Origin of the sequence: Kribbella sindirgiensis, assembly GCF_004331435.1 — a bacterium.
Taxonomy (GTDB): Bacteria; Actinomycetota; Actinomycetes; order Propionibacteriales; family Kribbellaceae; genus Kribbella; species Kribbella sindirgiensis.
The window spans coordinates 35,937-56,340 of the sequence record NZ_SJKA01000018.1; the positions used below are offsets into that span (position 1 = coordinate 35,937).

Sequence of the window (20,404 nt, forward strand, 5' to 3'; positions counted from 1 at the left end):
TGGTCCATCCGCCGTACAGAACCGGTCTACTACTGGACGGTAGGCAGCTGGATCTCGAAGATCGCGCCGCCTTCGTCGGCGTTGTAGACCTTCAGGTCGCCGCCGTGGGCGAGCACCACCCAGCGCACGATCGACAGCCCGAGGCCGGTCGACGCGCCGCCGGTCGTGTACGGCTCGAACAGATCCGCGCCGACCTCGGGATCGATCCCCGGGCCTTGGTCGGCGACCGTGACCCGGCCGTCGGCGACCGTCACCGTGATGATCGCCTGGTCCGCATCCGGCGCCCGGCCGTGTCGCATCGCGTTGCCCAGCACGTTGCCGATCGCCCGCTGCAGCAGCGTCGGGTCGGCACGCACCATCGTCGGCGCGGTCACCAGCGAGAACCGCGCACCCTCGGTCGGCATGTCCTCGACCACACCGGCAACCAGCTGGTCGAGCCAGACCGGCTGCATCGCGAGGTGCTCCACACCCGCCGCGAGCCGTGCGCGGACGAGCAGTCCGTCGATGATGTCGCCCATCCGGCCGGCCAGCCGGACGGTCCGGGGCAGTAGCTCCGCGCGCTGTTCCGGGTCCCGTGCCGCGGTCTCGGCGAGAGCGCGCAGTGCGGCAACCGGCGTACGCAGATCGTGGGCGGTCTCGGCGAGCAGCGTCTCCTGTTGTTCGAGAGCGGCCATCGCGGGCCGGATCGCGCGACCGGAGAGCCAGTAGCCGACAAGCGCGGCCGCGCCGATCAGGACCGCGCAGACAGCCAGTACCGCGATCGTGAGCTGCCGATGACGATGAGCCTCCGCCTCGGTGTCCTCCCAGGCGACGACGGCGCCGATGTAGCGCTCACTGGAATCCTTGAACGGCTCCGCCGCGAGGCGAATCGCGTGCCCGTTCACAGCCCTCCGGTCCTGGGAGACCGGACTACCGTTCCGCACTGCCTCGGCGGTGATGCCCACGAGCAGCTGCTGGTCGATCCTGGTGCAGCCCCGCGTGCTGAACTGCGGAGTGAAGTCGCTCGAGTTTCCCGGCATGACGGCGAAGTCCGGGCAGCCGGACGTCAGCGGGTCCCCGGTCAGCCGGGCCGTGACCAGTGCCCCGCGGCTCTCGTCGACCAGCCGCAGAACCGACTGCGTCACCACGTTCAGGTTGTGGTCGATCTCGTCGTCCGCACGGTCTGCGTCCAGGATGATGATGACCGGAGCGAGAACGATCAGGGCGACCGTGTTCGTGGCGGTGAACAGTACGGTCAGCCACCAGCGCAACCGGCGCAGCCGGTCGGCCGACGGACCGCGCATCCCGCGCCGGCTCATCCGGCACCACCGGGGTTGATCAGCCGGTACCCCTGCCCCCGGACCGCCTGGATCAGATCCGGACCACCACGCAGCCGGGCACGGAGCCGGGTGATCGTGACGGCGAGAACGTTCGAGTCCCGGCCGTCGCCGTCCCAGCAGTGGTCGACCAGCTCCTTGCTGGTCACGAGTTGCTCGGGCCGCGACATCAGGTACTCCAGCACGCAGAATTCCTTCCCTCGCAAGGTCAGCAGCACACCGGCCCGCTGCACGGTCCGCCGCGCGGTGTCGAGCTCCACGTCGGCGTGCCTGATGATCGGGGGGCGAGTGGCCGGGCCTCTGCGGATCAGGCTGAGCACCCGGACGATGAGCTCCTCGACCGCGAACGGCTTGACCAGGTAGTCGTCGCCGCCGTGCTCGAACCCGTCCACCCGGTCGGCCAGCGTGTCCCGTCCGGTCAGGAACAGTACCGGCAGGGTCCAGCCTTCCCGCCGGCGGCGGCTGACGTAGTCGAGCGAGTCGACCTTCCGGCCGTCGATCTCGAACATCCGGTCGAAGACCACGCAGTCGTACGAGTTCACGTACAGCTGCTGATCAGCGTCATCGAGGTCGACGGCCAGATCGACCGCGAGCTTGGCGGAGCGGAGGGCCGCCGGGACGGCCACCTGCAGCTCCTTGTCGTCCTCTACCACCAGTACGCGCACGGTCAACCTCGTGTGTCATCGAAATGTCATCGTCTCCCCGGATCGTATGTGTCATGAACGGTCACGCAGCGCACACACCAGACCGGTTGAGCTTCCGGGTCCTGGGCCCGCTCGAGGTCGACGGCCCGGACGAACGCCCGCTGGACCTCTGCGGCGGCAAGCCGGCGACCGTGCTGACGCTGCTCCTGCTGCACCGCAACGCCTGGGTCAGCACCGAGCAGCTCGTGGACGCGGTCTGGGCCGGCCGGGACGTACCGGCCTCGGCGCAGAACAACCTGAAGACGTACGTCTGGCAGCTCCGCCGCTCACTTCCCGAGGAGCGGATCGAGAGTCGCCCCGGCGCGTACCGGGTGCACGTCCTGCCCGGCGAGCTCGACGCCGACGTCGCGGCCGCCCTGTGCGACGAGGCCCGCGAGTTGCTCAGCCGCCGCGACGCCGCCGAGGCGGTCAACGTGGTCCAGCGCGCATTGGTTCTCTGGCGCGGGGCGCCGTACGACGGGCTGACCGCCGACGCGACCTCGGCGGTGGACCGGCTGACCGAGCTGCATCGGGCGCTCCGCGAGGACCTGGCCGACGCTCAGCTGCTGCTGGACCGGCCCGCAGAGGCGATCGCCGTACTGCGGGCGCTGACCGAGGAGGAACCGCTTCGGGAGCTGGCGTGGGCTCGGCTGATGGCGGCGTACCGTCAGGTCGGGCGGCGGCACGACGCGCTGGCGGCGTACCAGCGGGCCCGGACCGCGCTGGTCCGCGACCTGGGGATCGAGCCGGGCGCCGAGCTGACCGCGCTGCACCAGCAGATCCTCAGCGAGGAATCCCCCGCTGTCCTGCCGACGCCGGTGCCGCCGGTGAGCTCGAACCTGCCGCCGCGGGTCCGCACCTTCGTCGGGCGCGGTCCTGAGCTCCGTGCACTGCGCGGCGCGACCGGCGTGGTCACGATCGACGGCATGCCCGGCATCGGGAAGACCGCATTCGCGCTCGAGGTCGCCGCCGCCTCCGGTTTCGAGACCCAGCAGTACGTCGACGTTCAGCGCGGAGTTTCCTTGCCCTCGGCAACCGGCTTGGTGATCCTGGACAACGTCGAGCACGCCGACCAGATCCGGCACCTGCTACCGAACGACCCAGCCGCGCTGGTGCTGGTGATCAGCCGCCGGCGGCTCTCCGATCTCGACCGTACGGCGGCCATGACGCTCGCCGTACTCGCACCGGACGAGGCCGCGAAACTCACCGACCTCGAACAGATCCTGAGCTGCTGCGGCGGTCACCCGGGCGCGATCCGGCAACTGGTCGAGCGCCTGCGCAACCGGCAGCCGTGGACCGTCGCGCGGATGGCCGCCCGCCTCGAGGACCAGTCAGCGCGCTGCCAGGCGCTGGGCGAGGTTCTGGCCCGCTTCGACGCCGCGTACGAGGCGCTCCCCGGTCCGGTGCAGCGGCTGTACCGGCAGATCGGGATGACGCCGCGCTTCGACCTGCGCCAGGCGGCCCGGCTCACCGGCACCAGCACTTCCGACGCCGAACTGATGGTCGACCAGCTGATGGACCTCAACCTGGTCACCGAGCCGGCGCCGGGACGGTTCGAGCTCCACCCGATCGTCCGCGACCACGCCGGCCAGTTGCTGGTGATCGCCGGGCCTAAAGCGGAGCTGGTCGCGTGAAGTCCGCAGCTTATGGAGCGGCGCCTCAGCACGAGGGTGAGGCGAAGTACGCCGCGACCACCACGACTCTCCCCCAGGCGACCGCGGTCGGGATGCCGCTGGCCCAGCCACGAGTGCAGCAGCCGCCGACACGCACCCTGATCGCGTCGGTGGGTTCGGTCAAGCCGTCAGAACAGAAGCTGCACCTGGCCGCCGAGCCGCCCGCACCGGCACCGGTCGCCGACAAGGTCGAGCTACCGGACCGGGCCGTCCAAGTCGGGCAGATCATCTGCTGGCAGCTGGCCGTGGTGGCGGTCGGCGCGGCAACCACCGCGTCCCGGACCGTACTGATCCTGACGTCGGTCGCCGCGGTGTCGCTGGTGCTGCTCACAGCCGTCCGCATCCGCGGCCTGTGGCTGTACCGCTGGGTGGGCGTCCTGCTCGTGTTCCTGGTACGGCGGCGCAAGCACGACCTCGGCACGGACATCGCGGTCCGGCTGGTCAGTACGTTCCACGGCCGGACCTCGACCGACCAGGTGGTCGTCCGCGAGCAGCCGTACGGCGTTCTCAGTCGACCTGCTGGGGCGAGTGTCGCGCTGCGGCTCGGTCCGGAGACACAGCACCGGTTGCTGCCGCAGTTGGGGCAGCTCGCGGAGGCGTCGGAGGAGCAGCCGGTCGGTATCGGCGTACAGCTGATCCTGCACACCGGGGTCAAGCAGAACCAGCCGCCGCGGGCATGGATCGCGGTCGCGGCCGAGCGGACGCCGGACATCGCCACCGACGAGCAGTTGCGGCAGGTGCTCGCCAACACGGTCAGGCGACTCGTTCGGCGGCTGGACCGCGAGCAGGTCGAGAACATGCCGCTCGACGAGTCCGACGTACTCGCGTCCCTCGGCGCACTGGCCCACGCGAACGCCGGCCGCGGACAACTCCACGAGCGCTGGACCTCCTGGTCCTGCGGTCCGGTCCGGCAGCTGTCCGTGCGACTGGCCGGATCCGCTTCCTTGCCTGCAGCAACTACTCAGGCGTTGATCGGCGCCCTGCTCGGTACCGGCACCGGTGCCGCGCAGACGATCGCCGTCACCGCCACCTCCAGCTCCGCCCACTCGACTTCCGCCCGCCACGACGTCGTACTCCGCCTGGCCGCATCCCATCCGGCCACGCTCGACACGGCGTTCTCCGTCCTCACCACCCTGGCTCGCTCCTTCGGGGTCGAGCCCGAACGCCTCGACGGGCGGCACGCCGCCGGCGTCGCCGCCACGCTACCTCTGGGGGTCCCTCTCTCATGACTGTCACGATGCTTCCCCGCCCCTCCGGTTTTCAGCAGATCCCTGCCCACAGCGGGCTGGCCGAACTGCTCGCGTCCGCCGAGGACGAGGTGATCACCATGAGCACGCTCGCCGGTCCGACGTTCGGGCCGCGCGAGGTCAAGCACGGTGTGCGCTACCGGGCGATCTTCCCCGACCACGCGCGCACCACGCCGAGCGTCGGCCGGCACCTCGGTGCGCTGTCGCTCGCCGGTGTCGCCGTCCGGACGATCCCGCACGTGCCGATGAACGCGATCGTGATCGACGGTACGGTCGCCGTACTCCCCGCCGACACCAGCAACGGCAGCATCGCCGTACTGCGGCTGACCAGCGTGGTGGTGACCGCCCTGGAGTTGTTCGAGCGGATCTGGCCGGACGCCGTACCGCTGGCCGACCGCGACCTGCCGCACGAGGCCGACCTGTCGTTGCGTGAGCAGGAGATGCTGCGGCTGCTCGCCCTCGGCGCGACCGACGAGGTCGCCGCGGCGCACCTCGACATCTCGGTCCGGACGGTACGCCGGATGGTCGCCCAGATCATGAACCGCCTCGGCGCCCGCAGCCGGTTCCAGGCCGGCGTCAAGGCCGCCGATCGCGGCTGGCTCCTCGAGCGCGCGTCATGAGGATCCTGTCCGTCGCCGCCGATCGTCCCGGCGCCTATCAAACCGTCGGCTCGGCGCTCCTCGAGGCGCCGGACGGAGCCACGGTCGCGATCGCGGCCGGGACGTACGCCGAGACGCTCGAGCTCACCGGGCGCTCGGTGACACTGCAGGCCGAGAGCGGCGCCGACGTCGTACTGGACGGATCAGGCGCCGACTGGCCGACGATCCGGGCCGTCGACGGCACGCTGACCCTGCGTGGGCTGGAGATCCGCGCCACGGACGGGATCGCGGTCTCGGTCGACCGTACGGCGCTGACGCTCTCGCAGTGCACCGTGACCGGGAAGACGCGACCAGCGGTCAGCGTGCACGCGAGTCCGTCGTTCACCGTCGAGGACTGCACGGTGAGCGGCGCCGAGACCGGGATCGTGGTCGAGGGCGCCGGCGGACAGATCCTGGACACGACCGTCCGGGAGATCTCCGGCGACGGCATCGTCGTCGCGCTGGGCGCCGATCCGCTCATCCGCGGCTGCACGATCACCGGGTGCGGCGGGCGCGGCGTGTACATCTACCAGTACAGCCGTCCGGAGCTCGCCGACGTCGAGATCGGGCAGACCGGTACGGAGGGGATCGGCGTCGCGCATGGCAGTACGCCGACGATTCGGCGGCCGACCGTGCATGACACCCGCGGGTCGGCGATCACGTTCGCTCCCGGCTGCGGCGGGGCGGTCGAGGGGTTGCGGGCGACCAACACCGCGGAGCCCGCGCTGTCGATCGCGACCGGCAGCACGGTCGAGGTGATCGAGCAGAGTACGGCGGCTGCCGAGAACGGGCCGGTGGACGATCTGCTCGGCGAGCTGGACACGATGGTCGGGCTGCCCGGTGTGAAGGCTGAGGTCCGGGCGCTGGTCGACGAGATCCAGGTCAACGAGTGGCGCAGCTCAGCCGGGTTGTCGATCGGCGCGGTCAGCCACCACCTGATCTTCGCCGGTGCGCCGGGGACCGGGAAAACCACGGTGGCCCGGCTGTACGGGAAGCTGCTGAAGGCGCTCGGCGTACTGCCCGACGGCGGGTTCATCGAGGTGTCGCGGCGGGATCTCGTCGGTCAGTACATCGGGCACACCGCGGAGAAGACCGCGCAGGTCTTCGAGAAAGCGCTCGGCGGTGTGCTGTTCATCGACGAGGCGTACACGCTGTCCCGCGCGGCCGGGAACGGCGACTTCGGGCAGGAGGCGATCGACGCGCTGGTCAAGCTGATGGAGGACCACCGCGACGAGATCGCGATCATCGTCGCCGGGTACACCGCCGAGATGAACGACTTCCTGGCCGCCAACCCTGGCCTCGCATCCCGGTTCTCGAAGACCATCGAGTTCGAGAACTACAGCGCCGCGGAACTCCTGCTGATCACCGACCGGATGGTTGCCGGCGGCGACTACCTGCTCGACCCGGCGGCCGGCGCACCCCTCACGTCGTACTTCGACCGCATCGCCGACGGCCCCAACTTCGGCAACGCCCGCGAAGCCCGCCGCCTGGTAGAAGCCATGCGCAAGGCCCAATCCCAACGCCTCCGCACCCTAGGCCGCCGCCCCTCCACCGACGAACTCCGCTCCCTCCTGGCCACCGACGTCATCACCGCCGCCGGCTGACCAAGCGGAGGGCTTCGGCTTAACCGGAGTCTGATTGGCACGTGCGGCGATCCGGGTGCTCAACCGGTCTGGGATCAGGAACAGTCAATGGTGGGTAAGCACCTGGTATTGCCTGTCCCCGTCACCATTGCCTGTTCCTAGTCCCCAGTGCGTGTTCTCGGTGCGTGTCCTCGGTTGCCGCTATCGGCCGGGTGCATCGAGTCGTGGGTTTCGGCGGCCCCCCGCGAGCTCCCCAAACCGGTTTGGGGACGATGACGTGCCGTTGTGGGGGTGCAGGGCTCCCCAAACCGGTTTGAGGAGGATTACCTGCTGTTCTGGGGGTGCAGGGCTCCCCGAACTGGTTTGGGCCCCCCGGCGGCCTGTCGGGTCTGGGTTTCGGGCTGGGGACTGCTACCCACCTGCAACGACCAGCGGGATTCCCCAACCTCCAAGCCCGTCCCTGAACCCAGCTCGCTGCAGGCGCCGGCGGGGTGCAAGTGTGCGGTGAACTGTCGTGGTGGGGAAGAAATGGGCACTCCGTGCACCTTTTTTCCACACACTTCCACTTGCGGGCGTGGTCCAGCGACCGTCATGGTTCAAGCGACGGTCGCTGGGTTGGGGTGACCTGGTCTGGCGGGCCCTGTCACCGGGGTGGGTTCAGTTGAGGGTGTGTTTGGGTACGTCGTGGTCGCGGCGAGGCTCGCGGCGGGTTTCGTGGGTCGCGTGCTCCGAGGTGCGTGGGGCCGGGCAGACCGGGCCGCGGCGGATCGGGCCGCCGCCCAGTTTCCGGCTCTTCCACTGTTTTTCTTCGTAGTCGTAGTAAGTGTCGACGCCTCCGACTGTCATCCGGTCCTCCCGTCAAACCCCCCGACCCCTGCTGGCTCATCTACAGTCCGTCACGAGAGCCCCGGCAGCAAGCGATTCCGGAAATCACCACGGATCAACACGCTCGAACGCCGTCTTGTGTTGGAATGACCCACAAACGTGCACTTTGTTCGGAAAATCTCAGACGGCGAGGATCGCGACGCCGTGAGCGGGCAACCGCACGCCGTCGTCGGTGAGCTCAGCCCCGGCGAACGACATCACCAGGTACTCCGGGATCGCGTCGACCGGAACCACCGCGTCCGACGCGGTCAGGTTCGCGGCCACGCGCAGGCTGCCGCGGGTCACCACGAGCCAGGCGCCGGCCGGGTCGAAGGCGATCCCGACGGACTCGAGCCGGTCGTCGCGCAGTTCGGGCATCCGGGCCCGGAACGTCAGCAGGTGCCGGTACCAGGCGAGTATGTCGCGATGCGGCGCCTCGTCCGGCTCGGACCAGTCGAGCACCGAACTCCGCCACGTCTGCGGATCCTGCGGGTCCGGGATCTCGTCCGCGTCCCAATCGAACTCCGCGAACTCCCGCCGCCGCCCGGTCCGCACCGCATCAGCCAGCGCGGGCTCGGTGAAATCGGTGAAGAACCGCCAGGGCGTCGACGCACCCCACTCCTCCCCCATGAACAGCATCGGCGTGTACGGCGACGTCAGCACCAGCGCGGCACCGATCGCGAGCTGCCCCGGCGTCAACGCGGGCCGATCGCCGAGCGCCCGGTTGCCGACCTGATCGTGGTTCGACGTGTAGACGAGGAACTCGCCGCCGCGGTGGGTCCGTCGATCCACCGGCCGTCCCCAGTCCTTGCCGCGGAACGTCGAGTACTCCCCGTCGTGCAGGAACACCCGCGTCAGCGTTTTCGCGAACACGGCCGGGTCCCCGAAGTCCACGTAGTACCCGAACCGCTCGCCGGTCAGCAGCGCGTGCAGCGCGTGGTGGAAGTCGTCGCTCCACTGCGCGGTCATGCCCATCCCGCCTTGTGACACCGGCTCGACCGTCCGCGGGTCGTTGAGGTCGGACTCGGCCACCAGCCCCAGCGGCCGCCCTACTTCCTTGGACAACGCTGCGGTCTCGGTCGACAGCTGCTGGAGGAGGTGCGTCGGACTGTCGTCGACCAGCGCGTGTACGGCGTCCAGCCGCAGTACGTCGATGTGGAAGTCCCGGAACCAGCGCAGTGCGTTGTCACAGATCCACCGTCGTACCTCGGGACTGCCGGTGTCGTCGAGGTTGACCGCGGGGCCCCACGGGGTGGAGTGGCGCGTGGTGAAGTACGGACCGAAGCTGGCCAGGTAGTTCCCGCTCGGGCCGAGGTGGTTGTAGACGACGTCGAGACACACGGCGAGTCCAGCGACGTGACACCGGTCGACGAACCGCTGCAGTGCTTCGGGACCGCCGTACGGCGCGTGGACGGCGTACAGGTCGACACCGTCGTACCCCCAGCCGTGGACGCCCGGGAACGCGGCTACCGGCAGCAGAGAGACCACCTCTACGCCAAGCACAGCCAGGTAGTCCAGGTGCTCGGCGGCGGCGTCCAACGTGCCTTCCAACGTGAAGGTGCCCAGGTGGAGTTCGTAGAAGACAGCACCGCGTACGTTGCGACCTGTCCAGCTGTCGTCGTTCCACTCGAAGCGGTCCGCGTCGAAGACCCGGCTGAACCCGTGGACGCCGTCGGGCTGCCAGGGACTGCGTGGATCGGGGAGGGGATCGCTGCCGTCGACGGAGTACGCGTAGTCGGTGCCGTGGTGCGCCTCGACCACCCGGCGTTCCCACCAGCCGTCGTCGACCGAGCGCATCGGCAGCACGCCGTCCCGCAGTACCAGGTCGACGTTCGTCGCCTCAGGTACCCAGACGCGGAACGTGTGCATGGCTGTCAGCTCCTGACCAGCAGGGCAACCGGCAGGTCGGTCAGCAGGTCGACGATCCGCGCCGCGCCGCTACCGACGTCGCGGCCGGTCAGTACGTTCTTCCACTGACCACTCGGCAGCACCACAGTGCTCTCGCCCCAGCCGCCCAGACGTTGCAGGGCGGCGGGCAGCCTGGTCGCCACGGTGATGACCGCGTCTCCACGGGCGAATGCGACCGCATGCCCGTTGGACGTCGGGAGCGGCGTATAGCTGCCGGCAAAGGCTTCCGGGTACTGCCGGCGGAGGCGGAGCGCCCGCGACGTGACGAGCAGCTTCTCGTCGGACAGGTCCTCCGGCTTGCCGCCGTCGTCCAGACGCTGCAGCCGCTCGATGCGCTGCTCGTAGTCCACGGGACGTCGGTTGTCGGGGTCCACGAGGGACAGATCGACCAGTTCGGTGCCCTGATACACGTCCGGTACGCCGGGCATCGTCAGCTGCACCAGCTTCTGTCCGAGCGTCGCTGCGCGCACGTAGTCGGTCTGCTCGTCAGCAAAGCGGCGTACCGCGTCGAGCAGCGTCTCGTCTTGCAGGACTGCTGTAACGAAGGCGGCGATGGTCTGTTCGTACTCGTCATCGGGTGAGGTCCACGACGTGTGCCGCTTCGCCTCCCGGATCGCCTTCAACAGGTACGCCTGCAGGCGGTCCTCGGCGAGCGGCCCGTCGTGCCAGGTACCGAAGAGCGTCTGCCAGAACAGGTACTCCGTGCTGCCGTCCAGCAACGGGCTCCGGTGGTCTTCCGAGAGCCTGCGCCACTCACGGACCGCCTCCGACCAGGCGGCGGGCTGCTCGGACAGTACGCCGAGACGCGCGCGCACGTCCTCGGACCGCTTGGTGTCGTGGGTGGACAGTGTGGTCATCGTCTTGGGCCAGTGCTGGTTCAGCTGGGAGGCGTACGCGTGGAACTCCTCCGGCGTGACACCGAAGTGCTCCGGGTCTCCACCGACCTCGTTGAGCGACGTGAGCCGCAGCCACCGGTAGAACGCGGTGTCCTCGACGCCCTTGGCCATCACCGGTCCACAGGTCTGCTGGAAGCGCACGATCAGCTCGGCGCGCGCCTGCTCATCGATCGCGTTCGTCTCCCGTCCCAGAAGGAGGTGCAGTACGACGTCCAGCGTCGCCTGCCGGTCGTCGTCGAGGTTGGCCCGCGCCTTCTCGGCCGCGCGTTCCATCGCAGCAACCGCACTAGCCGGCGCCTCTTCTCCTGGTACGACGTACGCACGGTAGACGTCGAACTGGACCAGCAACTCGGCCACGACCTCGTGGAACGCCCGCCTGGTGTGGTCACGCAGCCGTACGTCGTCCTGGCAGATGCGGGCCAGCAACTCGACCAGCCGATGCACCTCGGCGTACTGCCCGTGCTGGACGATCTCGCGCTTCGCCTGCTCCACAACGGGTCCGAAGTCGGCCGGTGCGCCGGTGAGCTCGGAATGGAGTGCTGCAAGCGGCGCAGCACCAGCAGGGTCCACGAACAGGCCGCCGACGCGCAGCAGGGCGTCGTACCCGGTGGTGCCGGCGCAGGGCCAGTCGCGTGGGAGCTGCTCGTCGCCTTCCAGGATCTTCTCCACCACGACCCACGCGCCACCGGTGCGCTCGGCCAGCCGGCGCAGGTAGCCGCGTGGGTCAGCCAGACCGTCGGGGTGGTCGATCCGGTACCCGTTGAGCTTGCCCTCGTGCAGCAGCGCGAGCAGGAGCTGGTGCGTCGCGTCGAAGACCTCCTGCGTCTCCTGGCGTACTGCGGCCAGCGTGTCGACGTCGAAGAACCGCCTGTAGTTCAGCTCCTCGTCAGCAACCCGCCAGTGCGCCAGGCGGTACCACTGCTCGGTGACGAGCTCCTGGAGCGGCAGCTCCTCGGTCCCCGGCCGTAGCGGGTACTCGTGCTCGTAGTACCGCAGTACGTCGCCGTCGACGGACAGCTCGCCGTCCGCCAGCACCTTGCCGATCCGCTGTCCCAGCACCGCCATCAGCAACGGCTGGTTACCCGCACCCCAGTCGACGTCGAACCAGTCCGCGTACTGCGAACCCGGCCCGAGCCGCAGCACCGACCACAGCGCCTTGTTCAGACTCTCCGGCGTCGGTACGGCGACATGGTTCGGTACGACGTCCGCGACGGCGCCCATGCGGTGCTCGGTGAGTTGCGCGGACAACCGGTCGAACGCGGGACGGCCGCCCATCGGCTCGGACAGCCGGCTGTGGTCCACCACGTCGTACCCGTGGGTGGAACCAGGTGCGGCTTGGAGGATCGGGGAGAGGTAGGCGTGGGAGATCCCGAGGCCGGCCAGGTACGGGACCACCGCGGCGGCGTCGTCGAAGCCGAACTCACCGCGAAGCTGGAACCTGTAAGTAGCCTGCGGGGAATGACCGGGGCGGTGGGGCGGGGAAGAGACCGGCACCGTCATCCGGCTGCCTGCCTCGGACGGGTCAGGACCAGCGTGCTGCGGGCCTCCAGCTGAACTGTCGTCCCAGCGGCGTGGGGCTCGTCGGTGCCCGCGCCGGTGGCACTCGTCGTGTCGACGACGACCGTCCAGTTCTCGCCGTACTCCTCGGGTGGGAGGAGGAAGTCGACCGGTTCGTAGTTGCTGTTCAGCAGGATCAGGAACGAGTCGTCGACCACGGGCTCGCCGCGGGTGTCCGGCTCGGAGATCGCATCGCCGTTCAGGAACACCGCGATCGCCCGGGCGTCGTTCTGCTGCCAGTCGCCGTTCTGCATCTCGGCGCCCTTCGGCGCGAACCAGACCAGGTCGCCGAGTCCGTCGATCCCCGTGTCGCCGTGGAAGAAGCGGCGACGGCGCAGCACCGGGTGATTGTTGCGCAGGCGGACCACGGACCGGGTGAACTCGAGCAGGTGCTTCTGCGGCTCACCGAGCGCCCAGTCCACCCAGGCGATCTCGTTGTCCTGGCAGTAGACGTTGTTGTTGCCGCTCTGCGTCCGGCCCAGTTCGTCGCCGTGCGCGATCATCGGCACGCCTTGCGAGATCAGCAGCGTGGTGAGGATGTTGCGCTGCTGCTTGGCGCGCAGTCGCAGTACCTCGGGGTCGTCCGTCGAGCCCTCCACACCGCAGTTCCAGGAGCGGTTGTGGCTCTCGCCGTCCTTGCCGCCCTCGCCGTTCGCCTCGTTGTGCTTCTCGTTGTACGACACGAGGTCGCGCAGCGTGAAGCCGTCGTGCGCTGTGACGAAGTTGATGCTGGCCAGCGGCCGGCGGCTGTCGTCCTGGTACAGGTCCGAGGAGCCGGTCAGCCGGGAGGCGAACTCGGCCAGTGTGTACTGCTCGCCGCGCCAGAAGTCCCGCACGGTGTCGCGGTACTTCCCGTTCCACTCCGTCCACAGCGGCGGGAAGTTACCCACCTGGTACCCGCCGTCGCCCACGTCCCACGGCTCGGCGATCAGCTTCACCTGACTCACCACCGGGTCCTGCTGGACCAGGTCGAAGAACGCCGACAGCCGGTCGACCTCGTGGAACTGGCGGGCCAGCGTGGCCGCGAGGTCGAAGCGGAAGCCGTCGACGTGCATCTCGGTGACCCAGTAGCGCAGCGAGTCCATGATCAGCTGCAGCACGTGCGGGTGCCGCATCAGCAGGCTGTTGCCGGTGCCGGTGGTGTCGTAGTAGTGCGTCTTGTCCTGGTCGACCAGCCGGTAGTACGCCGCGTTGTCGATGCCCTTGAACGACAGCGTCGGACCGAACTCGTTCCCCTCGGCGGTGTGGTTGTAGACGACGTCGAGGATCACCTCGATATCCGCCTCGTGCAGCGCCTTCACCATCGCCTTGAACTCGGTCACCTGCTGACCGCGGGTGCCGGTCGACGAGTAGGCGTTGTGCGGCGCGAAGAAGCCGATCGTGTTGTAACCCCAGTAGTTCGACAGGCCGAGCTCCTGCAGGTGGCCGTCCTGGGCGAACTGGTGCACCGGCATCAGCTCGATCGCGGACACCCCGAGCTCCTTGAGGTGCTCGATGACGGCCGGGTGGCCGATCCCGGCGTACGTACCGCGGATGTTCTCCGGCAGCCCCGGATGCGTCTTGGTGAGGCCCTTGACGTGCGCCTCGTAGATCACGGTCTCGTGGTACGCGTGCCCCGGCGGGCGGTCGTTGCCCCAGTCGAAGAACGGGTTGGTCACCACCGAGAGCATGGTGTGCTCGCGGTTGTCCATGGTGTTCAGCTCGTCGGGCTTCGCGAACCGGTAGCTGAACAGTGACTCGTCACCGTCGATCTGGCCGTCTACGGCCTTCGCGTACGGGTCCAGCAGCAGCTTGGACGGGTTGCACCGGTCACCCTCGGCCGGGTTGAACGGGCCGTGCACCCGGAACCCGTAGCGCTGTCCCGGCTGCACTCCGGGGAGGTACGCGTGCCAGACGAAGCCGTCCACCTCGGTCAGCTGCACCAGCTGCTCGGTTCCGTCGTCGCCGACCAGCGACAGGTCCACTCGATCGGCAACCTCCGAGAACACCGCGAAGTTCGTCCCGGCGCCGTCGAACGTGGCTCCGAGAGGGTAAGGACGACCAGGCCATTTCTGCACCTGATGACAGTAGCCACCCCGACCCCCGGCCACCGCACCCCCGGGTGTTTCGGTGGCCAGAATTCACCGGGGAAGGGCTTGCAGCAAGTTGCAAGACTTGGAACGTCCCAATTCCGACTCGGTTCGACTAAGCTCTCGCGCTTGTGAAGTCGCATTCTCACCGGCGGCCGGTCTTCCTCGACTCGACCGGTCGTCGCCGTCGCACCATCCGCCGCACTGGCGCCTTCCTCGCTGTACCTACCGTCGGTTACCTCGTGCTCATGGCCAGTAGTCTGCTCGGCGGACCGCGGATGGACACCCCGCTCATTCCGCTCCCGGATGCGGCCAAACCCAAGCACCGGCCGACCGCGCCGCCGGCCGAGATCGCGCTCGAGACACCTCGCCCGACGGACACTTCCGGTACGCCGGACGACGAGCCGAGCTCCACCCCACAGTCCTCCACCAGCGGCGGACCGACCTCGAGCCCGACGATCGTCCCGACCAGCGTCCCGCCGATCACCCCGGTGCCGCCGCCGACCGTCGTACCGACGACTGCTCCGACGACGGCCACGACCACACCGCCGGGCCGGACGAACTCGCCGACGACCACGCCCACGCCCACACCGACAGCGACGACCACCACGCACGGCAACAAGCCGACCGCTCCGCCCGGTAAGACCAGGACGCCGACCGCACCGTGAGCAGACCGGTCGCACGACGCGCCAAGCAGGTCCCGCTCCGCACACATTGGATCGTGCTGACCATGCTGCTGGTCTGCCTGGCCAGCATGCTGTTGCTGAACGGCTACACGCACCACATGTTCGGTACGGAGCCCGACGGCGCGGTCCAGCCGACCGGAGGATCCGGATCGGTACCGCGGCAGATCGTCACCGGCGGAGCGGTCATCGACGCCGGCGACGGCACTCCGCGGTCCGTGTCGCCGAAGGCCCGCACCATCGCGCTCACCTTCGACGACGGCCCCGATCCGGTCTGGACCCCGAAGATCCTGGACCTGCTGCGGGAACAACACGTCCACGCGACGTTCTTCGTCGTCGGCACCGCGGTCGCCGCCCATCCTGACCTGGCCCGCCGGATCGTGGCCGAAGGTCACCAGATCGCGGTGCACAGCTTCACTCACGCGAACCTGGCGACCGCCTCCTCCTGGCGACGCTCGCTGGAGCTCAAGCAGAGCCAACTGATCCTCGCCGGTGCCACGGGCGTCAGTACGACGCTGCTGCGGCCGCCGTACTCCTCCGAGCCGAACGCCTTGACCGACCGCGACTGGAAAGCACTCCAGGAGATCCGTAAAGCCGGGTACCTGGCAGTGCTGACCAGCCAGGACAGTGAGGACTGGCGGAAGCCCGGGACCGAAAAGGTCATTGCCAACTCGATGCCACGGAGCACAGCCGGACAGGTGCTGCTGATGCACGACGCGGGCGGCGACCGCAGCCAGACGGTCGAGGCGCTGAGCAAACTGCTCCCCCGGCTGAAGGCCCGTGGCTTCCGGTTCGCCACGGTCAGCGACTCGGTCGGCCTACCGGACCCCACCCGGAAGGCGAGTGTGCTGGACCGCGGCCGCGGTCTCGCGGTGATCTGGGTGATGCGGATCAGTGACGCCGTGATGGCCCTGATCGGCTGGCTGCTGTACGCCGCCGGCGCGCTGAGCGTGCTGCGCGCGATCACCACGGTCATCGCGGCCCGGCGGCACGTGAAGATGCGCGGCTGGTCGTACGGGCCCCCGGTGACGGAACCGGTCAGTGTCATCGTTCCGGCGTACAACGAGAGCGCGGGGATCGAGGCCGCGATCCGTTCACTGGTGGCCTCGGACCACCCGCTCGAGGTGATCGTCGTCGACGACGGGTCGACGGACGGTACGGCGGACCTCGTCGAAGCACTGCACATCCCTGGGGTCCGCGTGATCCGGCAGGCCAACTCCGGCAAGCCGATCGCGCTGAACACCGGGCTGCGCGCGGCACGGTTCGAACTGATCGTGATGGTCGACGGCGACACCGTGTTCGAGCCGGACGCTGTCCGCAAGCTCATCCAGCCGTTCGGGCACCCGTCCGTCGGGGCCGTGTCGGGCAACGCCAAGGTGGGCAACCGGCGCGGTCTGCTCGGACGCTGGCAGCACATCGAGTACGTGATCGGGTTCAACCTGGATCGCCGGTTGTTCGATCTCGCCGAGTGCATGCCGACCGTGCCCGGCGCAGTCGGCGCGTTTCGCCGTACGGCGCTGGAGCGGATCGGCGGACTGAGTGACGTGACGCTGGCCGAGGACACCGACCTGACCATGGCACTGTGCCGGGACGGCTGGCGGGTGGTCTACGAGGAGAGTGCGGTGGCGTGGACCGAGGCGCCGGCGTCACTGGGCGCACTGTGGCGGCAGCGGTACCGCTGGTGCTACGGGACGCTCCAGGCGATGTGGAAGCACCGCGGGGCGATGGTGCAGGGCGGCCGGGCAGGGAAGTTCGGCCGTCGCGGTCTGACGTACCTCATGCTCTTCCAGGTGCTGCTGCCACTGCTGGCACCCGTTGTCGACGTGTTCGCGATCTACGGCCTGGTGTTCCTCGACCCGGTCCGCGTGCTGTCGGTCTGGGCCGGTTTCGTCGTACTGCAGGTGGCCATGGGCTTCTACGCGTTCCGGCTGGACGGGGAGCGGGCCGGACCGCTGTGGACGCTGCCGTTGCAGCAGTTCGTCTACCGACAGCTGATGTACCTGGTGGTCATCCAGTCGGTCTTCACCGCCCTGGCCGGCACCAGGCTCCGCTGGCAACGCATGGAGCGCTACGGCAGCCTCCAAGCACCCGTACATCCGGAGATTCGCTAACCTACTGCGATCGTTGTCGCACGTAGGGTGATGGAATGCTGAAGCGGGCTGTACTTCTTGTCGGGATTCTGCTGGTGGTCACGGCCGGTGCGAAGCCGGTGGTCGTCGGAGGGACGGTGGCGAGCACAACCGAGGCGCCGTGGGCGATCGCGTTGAACAACACGCAGTCCGTGTCATCGAGCGGCCGGTACTGCGGAGCCGCCCTGGTCGCCCCGGACAAGATCGTCACGGCCGCGCACTGCATGGACGAGGCGGTGTCGACGTACTACGCCGTGCAGGGGCGGGCGAACCTCGAGGACGACTCGGTCGGCCAGGTGTCGGCGATCAGCAAAGCGTGGGTTCACCCGGGCTACAACACGAAGGACCACCGGTACGACGTCGCGGTGCTGACACTGGCGACGCCGTTCGTCGGCGTACCGGTCCTGCCGCTGGAGACCCGTGCGCGATCGGACCGGCGAGGCGCAGTACCGACCGTCTACGGATGGGGTGACACGCAGGGCACCGGTCCGGACGAGACCCTGCAGAAGGCCGCCGTACCCGACCTCGGAGACAAGGCCTGCCTGGCGGTCAAGAGCTACGTCTCCAACGGGTACGCCGCCGCGACCAACGTCTGCGCCGGCTATCTCGCGGGCGGCACCGACGCGTGCCAGGGCGACTCCGGCGGCCCGCTCGTCCTGAACGGCCGGCTGCTCGGTGTCGTCTCCTGGGGCCAGGGCTGCGCCCAACCCGGCAAACCCGGCGTTTACACGGAGATCGCAGGCGCGGCGAAGGCGCTGCTTCAACAGGTTCGTACTGCACAACAGGTTCGTTAAGGCGAAACATACCTGGCAGTACGAGCGTTAATACGTCACGGTCCTGACACGCCACCAAAACACCATGTCCTTACCTTTCTGGTCAGCTACCCAGTTGCCCAGTGAGGAGAAACATGGCGCAGACCAGACGTCAGTTCCTGCAACAGGTCGGAATCACCGGTGGAGCAGGGGTTCTCTACTCCACCATGTCGGCGCTCGGCCTCACGGGCGTCGCCGAAACTCCCGCGTACGCCGCCCCGTCGCGGGCCGATCTCAACGGCCGTGGCGCCAAGCACGTCGTCATCCTGGGCGCCGGGATCGCCGGACTCACGTCGGCGTACGAACTCCTGAAGGCCGGTTACAAGGTCACGTTGCTCGAGGCCCGGCAGCGCCCCGGCGGCCGCAACTGGACCGTGCGCGGCGGCACCGTCGAGACGGACCTGGCCGGTAACACCCAGCGCGCCACGTTCTCGCCCGGTCAGTACATGAACGCCGGGCCGGCGCGGCTGCCGCAGCATCACGTGACGCTCGACTACTGCCGCGAGCTCGGCGTCGCGATCGAGCCGTTCGTCAACCAGAACGCCGACGCGTACCTCTATCGCGAAGGCACCACCAGCCTGTCGAACAAGCCGATCCGGCACCGCACCGCCAAGGCCGACGTGTACGGGTACGTCGCCGAACTGCTCGCCACGGCCGCCGACCAAGGCGCGCTCGACAGCATGCTGACCGCGGCCGACAAGCAGGCGCTGACCGCATTCCTCACCAGCTTCGGCTCGATCGGGAACAAGGCGTCCGGGTTCGCCTACACCGGGACCGACGGGCGGCGCGGCTACACGGTTGAACCGGGCGCCGGGATGGAGGGCGGTACGACGGCGGCGCCGTACGCACTGAGCGACGTCTTCGCCAGCGGTGTCGGCAACTACTTCTCGTTCGAGTTCGGCTGGGACCAGGCGGTGATGATGTTCCAGCCGGTCGGCGGGATGGACCGGATCCCGTACGCGTTCGAGCGCGCGATCGGCAAGGACAAGATCCGGTACGGCGCCGAGGTCACCGGGCTGAGCAACACCGGCAACGGTGTGCAGGTCACGTACAAGACCGGCTCGCGGACCAGGATGGTCACCGCGGACTACGCCATCTGCACGCTGCCGCCGCACCTGGCCGCGAAGGTCCCGTCGAACCTGCCCACACCGATCGTCGAGGCCCTCAAGTACGCCCGGCCGACGAACGCGGGCAAGATCGGCATCGAGTACGGCCGGCGCTGGTGGGAGGAGGACCACCGGATCTACGGCGGCATCACCAACAGCAGCCTCGACACGGTGAACACCTGGTATCCGTCGTACGGCTTCCACGGCGACCGCGGCACGATGATCGGCTACTACAACACCGGCGCCAACGCCAACACGTACGGCGCTCTGACGCCGGCCGCCCGGCTGGAGCGCGCGCTGATGCAGGGCGCCAAGATGCACGGCGACGTCTACACGAAGGACGTGAAGGCGTCGTTCTCGGTCAACTGGCTGGGCACCAAGTACTCCGAGGCCGCCTGGGTCAGCTGGCCGTCCCAGACCGACGGGGTCTATGCCCGGCTGCTCGATGCCACCGGCAACATCTACTTCGCCGGCGACCACCTGTCACACGCCATCGCCTGGCAGCACGGTGCGATGGTGTCCGCTCGCGCGGCCGTGACCGCCCTGCACACCCGGGTGGTGAACCGATGAAGCGACGCTCTCTGATCGCCGGTGTCGCCGTCGTGGCGCTGTCCTTCGGTGGTGGCGCCACCACAGCCGCAGGTTGGTGGAACAAGCCGAAACCGCCGGCACCCGGCACCGTCGTACCCGCCCTGCCCGCCGGACAGGCCAACCCGATGATCGCGAGCGGTGTGGGAATCGGCGCCAACACTCCGGTCTACAAGACCAGCGGCATCGGGCCGTCGGCGCTCAACACGGGCGCACCGGCCGGGTCCGAGGCGGCGTACATCGACACGGCCGTCTTCCCGGGCGGCGCGTTGCCCGCGGGCGTGACCATCACCGAAGCCCAAGGGATCAACGCACTGCGGCGGATCGGCGAGAACCTCGCGGCCGCCGGCCTGTCGTACGCCGACGTCTACACGATGCGCGTCTTCCTGCAGAACCCGGCCGGCGCGACGGTCGCCGACTTCGCCGGATGGAACCGGGCGTACCGCCAGTACTTCGCCAACACCGACCTCACCACCGGCGCCTACGTCCCCGTCCCCCTCGGTACGGCGGCACCGGCGAAACCGTTCGTGGTCAACAAGGCCCGCCCGTCGCGTTTCGCCCTGGAGATCGAGAACCTCCCGGTCGGCGGCTGGCTCGTCGAAGTAGAAGTCGACGCGGCCTACCCGAAGCGTTAGTTGCTTGGATGCCCCGG

Annotated in this window: 15 protein-coding genes; 9 read left to right on the forward strand and 6 right to left on the reverse strand. The window is 68.9% G+C overall.

The window, feature by feature from the left end:
- Positions 1-29: 29 nt before the first annotated feature.
- Positions 30-1,298 carry a sensor histidine kinase gene (locus E0H50_RS34785; protein WP_238151569.1) on the reverse strand — a complete coding sequence of 423 codons (1,269 nt, stop codon included), beginning with the start codon at positions 1,296-1,298 and terminating at the stop codon, positions 30-32.
- On the reverse strand, positions 1,295-1,981 hold the full coding sequence (locus E0H50_RS34790) for a response regulator transcription factor (protein ID WP_131295259.1): 687 nt from the start codon (positions 1,979-1,981) through the stop codon (positions 1,295-1,297). Before E0H50_RS34790 ends, E0H50_RS34785 begins: the two co-directional genes overlap by 4 nt.
- Before the next feature lie 53 nt (positions 1,982-2,034).
- On the opposite strand from E0H50_RS34790, the gene E0H50_RS34795 reads away from it, so the two are divergent.
- Genes E0H50_RS34795 through E0H50_RS34810 form a run of 4 tightly spaced genes read left to right on the forward strand, consistent with a single transcriptional unit; the run spans position 2,035 to position 7,161 of the window.
- Entirely contained in the window at positions 2,035-3,633 is a 1,599-nt protein-coding gene (locus tag E0H50_RS34795) for an AfsR/SARP family transcriptional regulator (protein ID WP_165547404.1), read from the forward strand.
- On the forward strand, positions 3,630-4,901 hold the full coding sequence (locus tag E0H50_RS34800; protein WP_131295261.1) for a type VII secretion protein EccE: 1,272 nt from the start codon (positions 3,630-3,632) through the stop codon (positions 4,899-4,901). The genes E0H50_RS34795 and E0H50_RS34800 overlap by 4 nt, the downstream gene beginning before the upstream one ends.
- The gene (locus E0H50_RS34805) at positions 4,898-5,539 is read left to right on the forward strand and encodes a helix-turn-helix transcriptional regulator (protein ID WP_131295262.1); all 642 of its coding nucleotides are present in this window, start codon (positions 4,898-4,900) and stop codon (positions 5,537-5,539) included. The genes E0H50_RS34800 and E0H50_RS34805 overlap by 4 nt, the downstream gene beginning before the upstream one ends.
- The gene (locus E0H50_RS34810; RefSeq protein ID WP_131295263.1) at positions 5,536-7,161 is read left to right on the forward strand and encodes a right-handed parallel beta-helix repeat-containing protein; all 1,626 of its coding nucleotides are present in this window, start codon (positions 5,536-5,538) and stop codon (positions 7,159-7,161) included. Before E0H50_RS34805 ends, E0H50_RS34810 begins: the two co-directional genes overlap by 4 nt.
- A gap of 636 nt (positions 7,162-7,797) precedes the next feature.
- On the opposite strand, the gene E0H50_RS34815 is transcribed toward E0H50_RS34810, so the two are convergent.
- From E0H50_RS34815 to glgX, 4 genes are all read right to left on the reverse strand, one after another.
- Positions 7,798-7,986 (reverse strand): hypothetical protein, encoded by a 189-nt coding sequence (locus E0H50_RS34815; protein WP_131295264.1) that lies wholly within the window; start codon positions 7,984-7,986, stop codon positions 7,798-7,800.
- Between the two features lie 159 nt (positions 7,987-8,145).
- Positions 8,146-9,873 (reverse strand): malto-oligosyltrehalose trehalohydrolase, encoded by a 1,728-nt coding sequence (gene treZ / locus E0H50_RS34820; RefSeq protein WP_131295265.1) that lies wholly within the window; start codon positions 9,871-9,873, stop codon positions 8,146-8,148.
- Positions 9,874-9,878: 5 nt separating this feature from the next.
- Entirely contained in the window at positions 9,879-12,308 is a 2,430-nt protein-coding gene (gene treY / locus E0H50_RS34825; RefSeq protein WP_131295266.1) for a malto-oligosyltrehalose synthase, read from the reverse strand.
- Positions 12,305-14,422: a glycogen debranching protein GlgX gene (gene glgX, locus E0H50_RS34830; protein WP_131295267.1), complete on the reverse strand. Its 2,118-nt coding sequence runs from the start codon at positions 14,420-14,422 to the stop codon at positions 12,305-12,307. Before glgX ends, treY begins: the two co-directional genes overlap by 4 nt.
- A gap of 260 nt (positions 14,423-14,682) precedes the next feature.
- Here glgX and E0H50_RS34835 point away from each other — a divergent pair, with 260 nt between their 5' ends.
- From E0H50_RS34835 to E0H50_RS34855, 5 genes are all read left to right on the forward strand, one after another.
- Positions 14,683-15,102, forward strand: coding sequence for a hypothetical protein (locus E0H50_RS34835; protein ID WP_131295268.1), 420 nt, complete (start codon positions 14,683-14,685; stop codon positions 15,100-15,102).
- A complete protein-coding gene (locus tag E0H50_RS34840; RefSeq protein ID WP_238151571.1) occupies positions 15,099-17,228 on the forward strand; it encodes a bifunctional polysaccharide deacetylase/glycosyltransferase family 2 protein in 2,130 nt (709 codons plus the stop codon). The genes E0H50_RS34835 and E0H50_RS34840 overlap by 4 nt, the downstream gene beginning before the upstream one ends.
- A 35-nt stretch (positions 17,229-17,263) precedes the next feature.
- Positions 17,264-18,040 carry a S1 family peptidase gene (locus E0H50_RS34845; RefSeq protein ID WP_131295269.1) on the forward strand — a complete coding sequence of 259 codons (777 nt, stop codon included), beginning with the start codon at positions 17,264-17,266 and terminating at the stop codon, positions 18,038-18,040.
- A 113-nt stretch (positions 18,041-18,153) separates the two neighbouring features.
- Positions 18,154-19,734: a flavin monoamine oxidase family protein gene (locus E0H50_RS34850; protein ID WP_131295270.1), complete on the forward strand. Its 1,581-nt coding sequence runs from the start codon at positions 18,154-18,156 to the stop codon at positions 19,732-19,734.
- Complete coding sequence (locus tag E0H50_RS34855) at positions 19,731-20,387, forward strand: Rid family hydrolase (protein WP_131295271.1); 657 nt, start codon at positions 19,731-19,733, stop codon at positions 20,385-20,387. The genes E0H50_RS34850 and E0H50_RS34855 overlap by 4 nt, the downstream gene beginning before the upstream one ends.
- Positions 20,388-20,404: the final 17 nt, after the last annotated feature.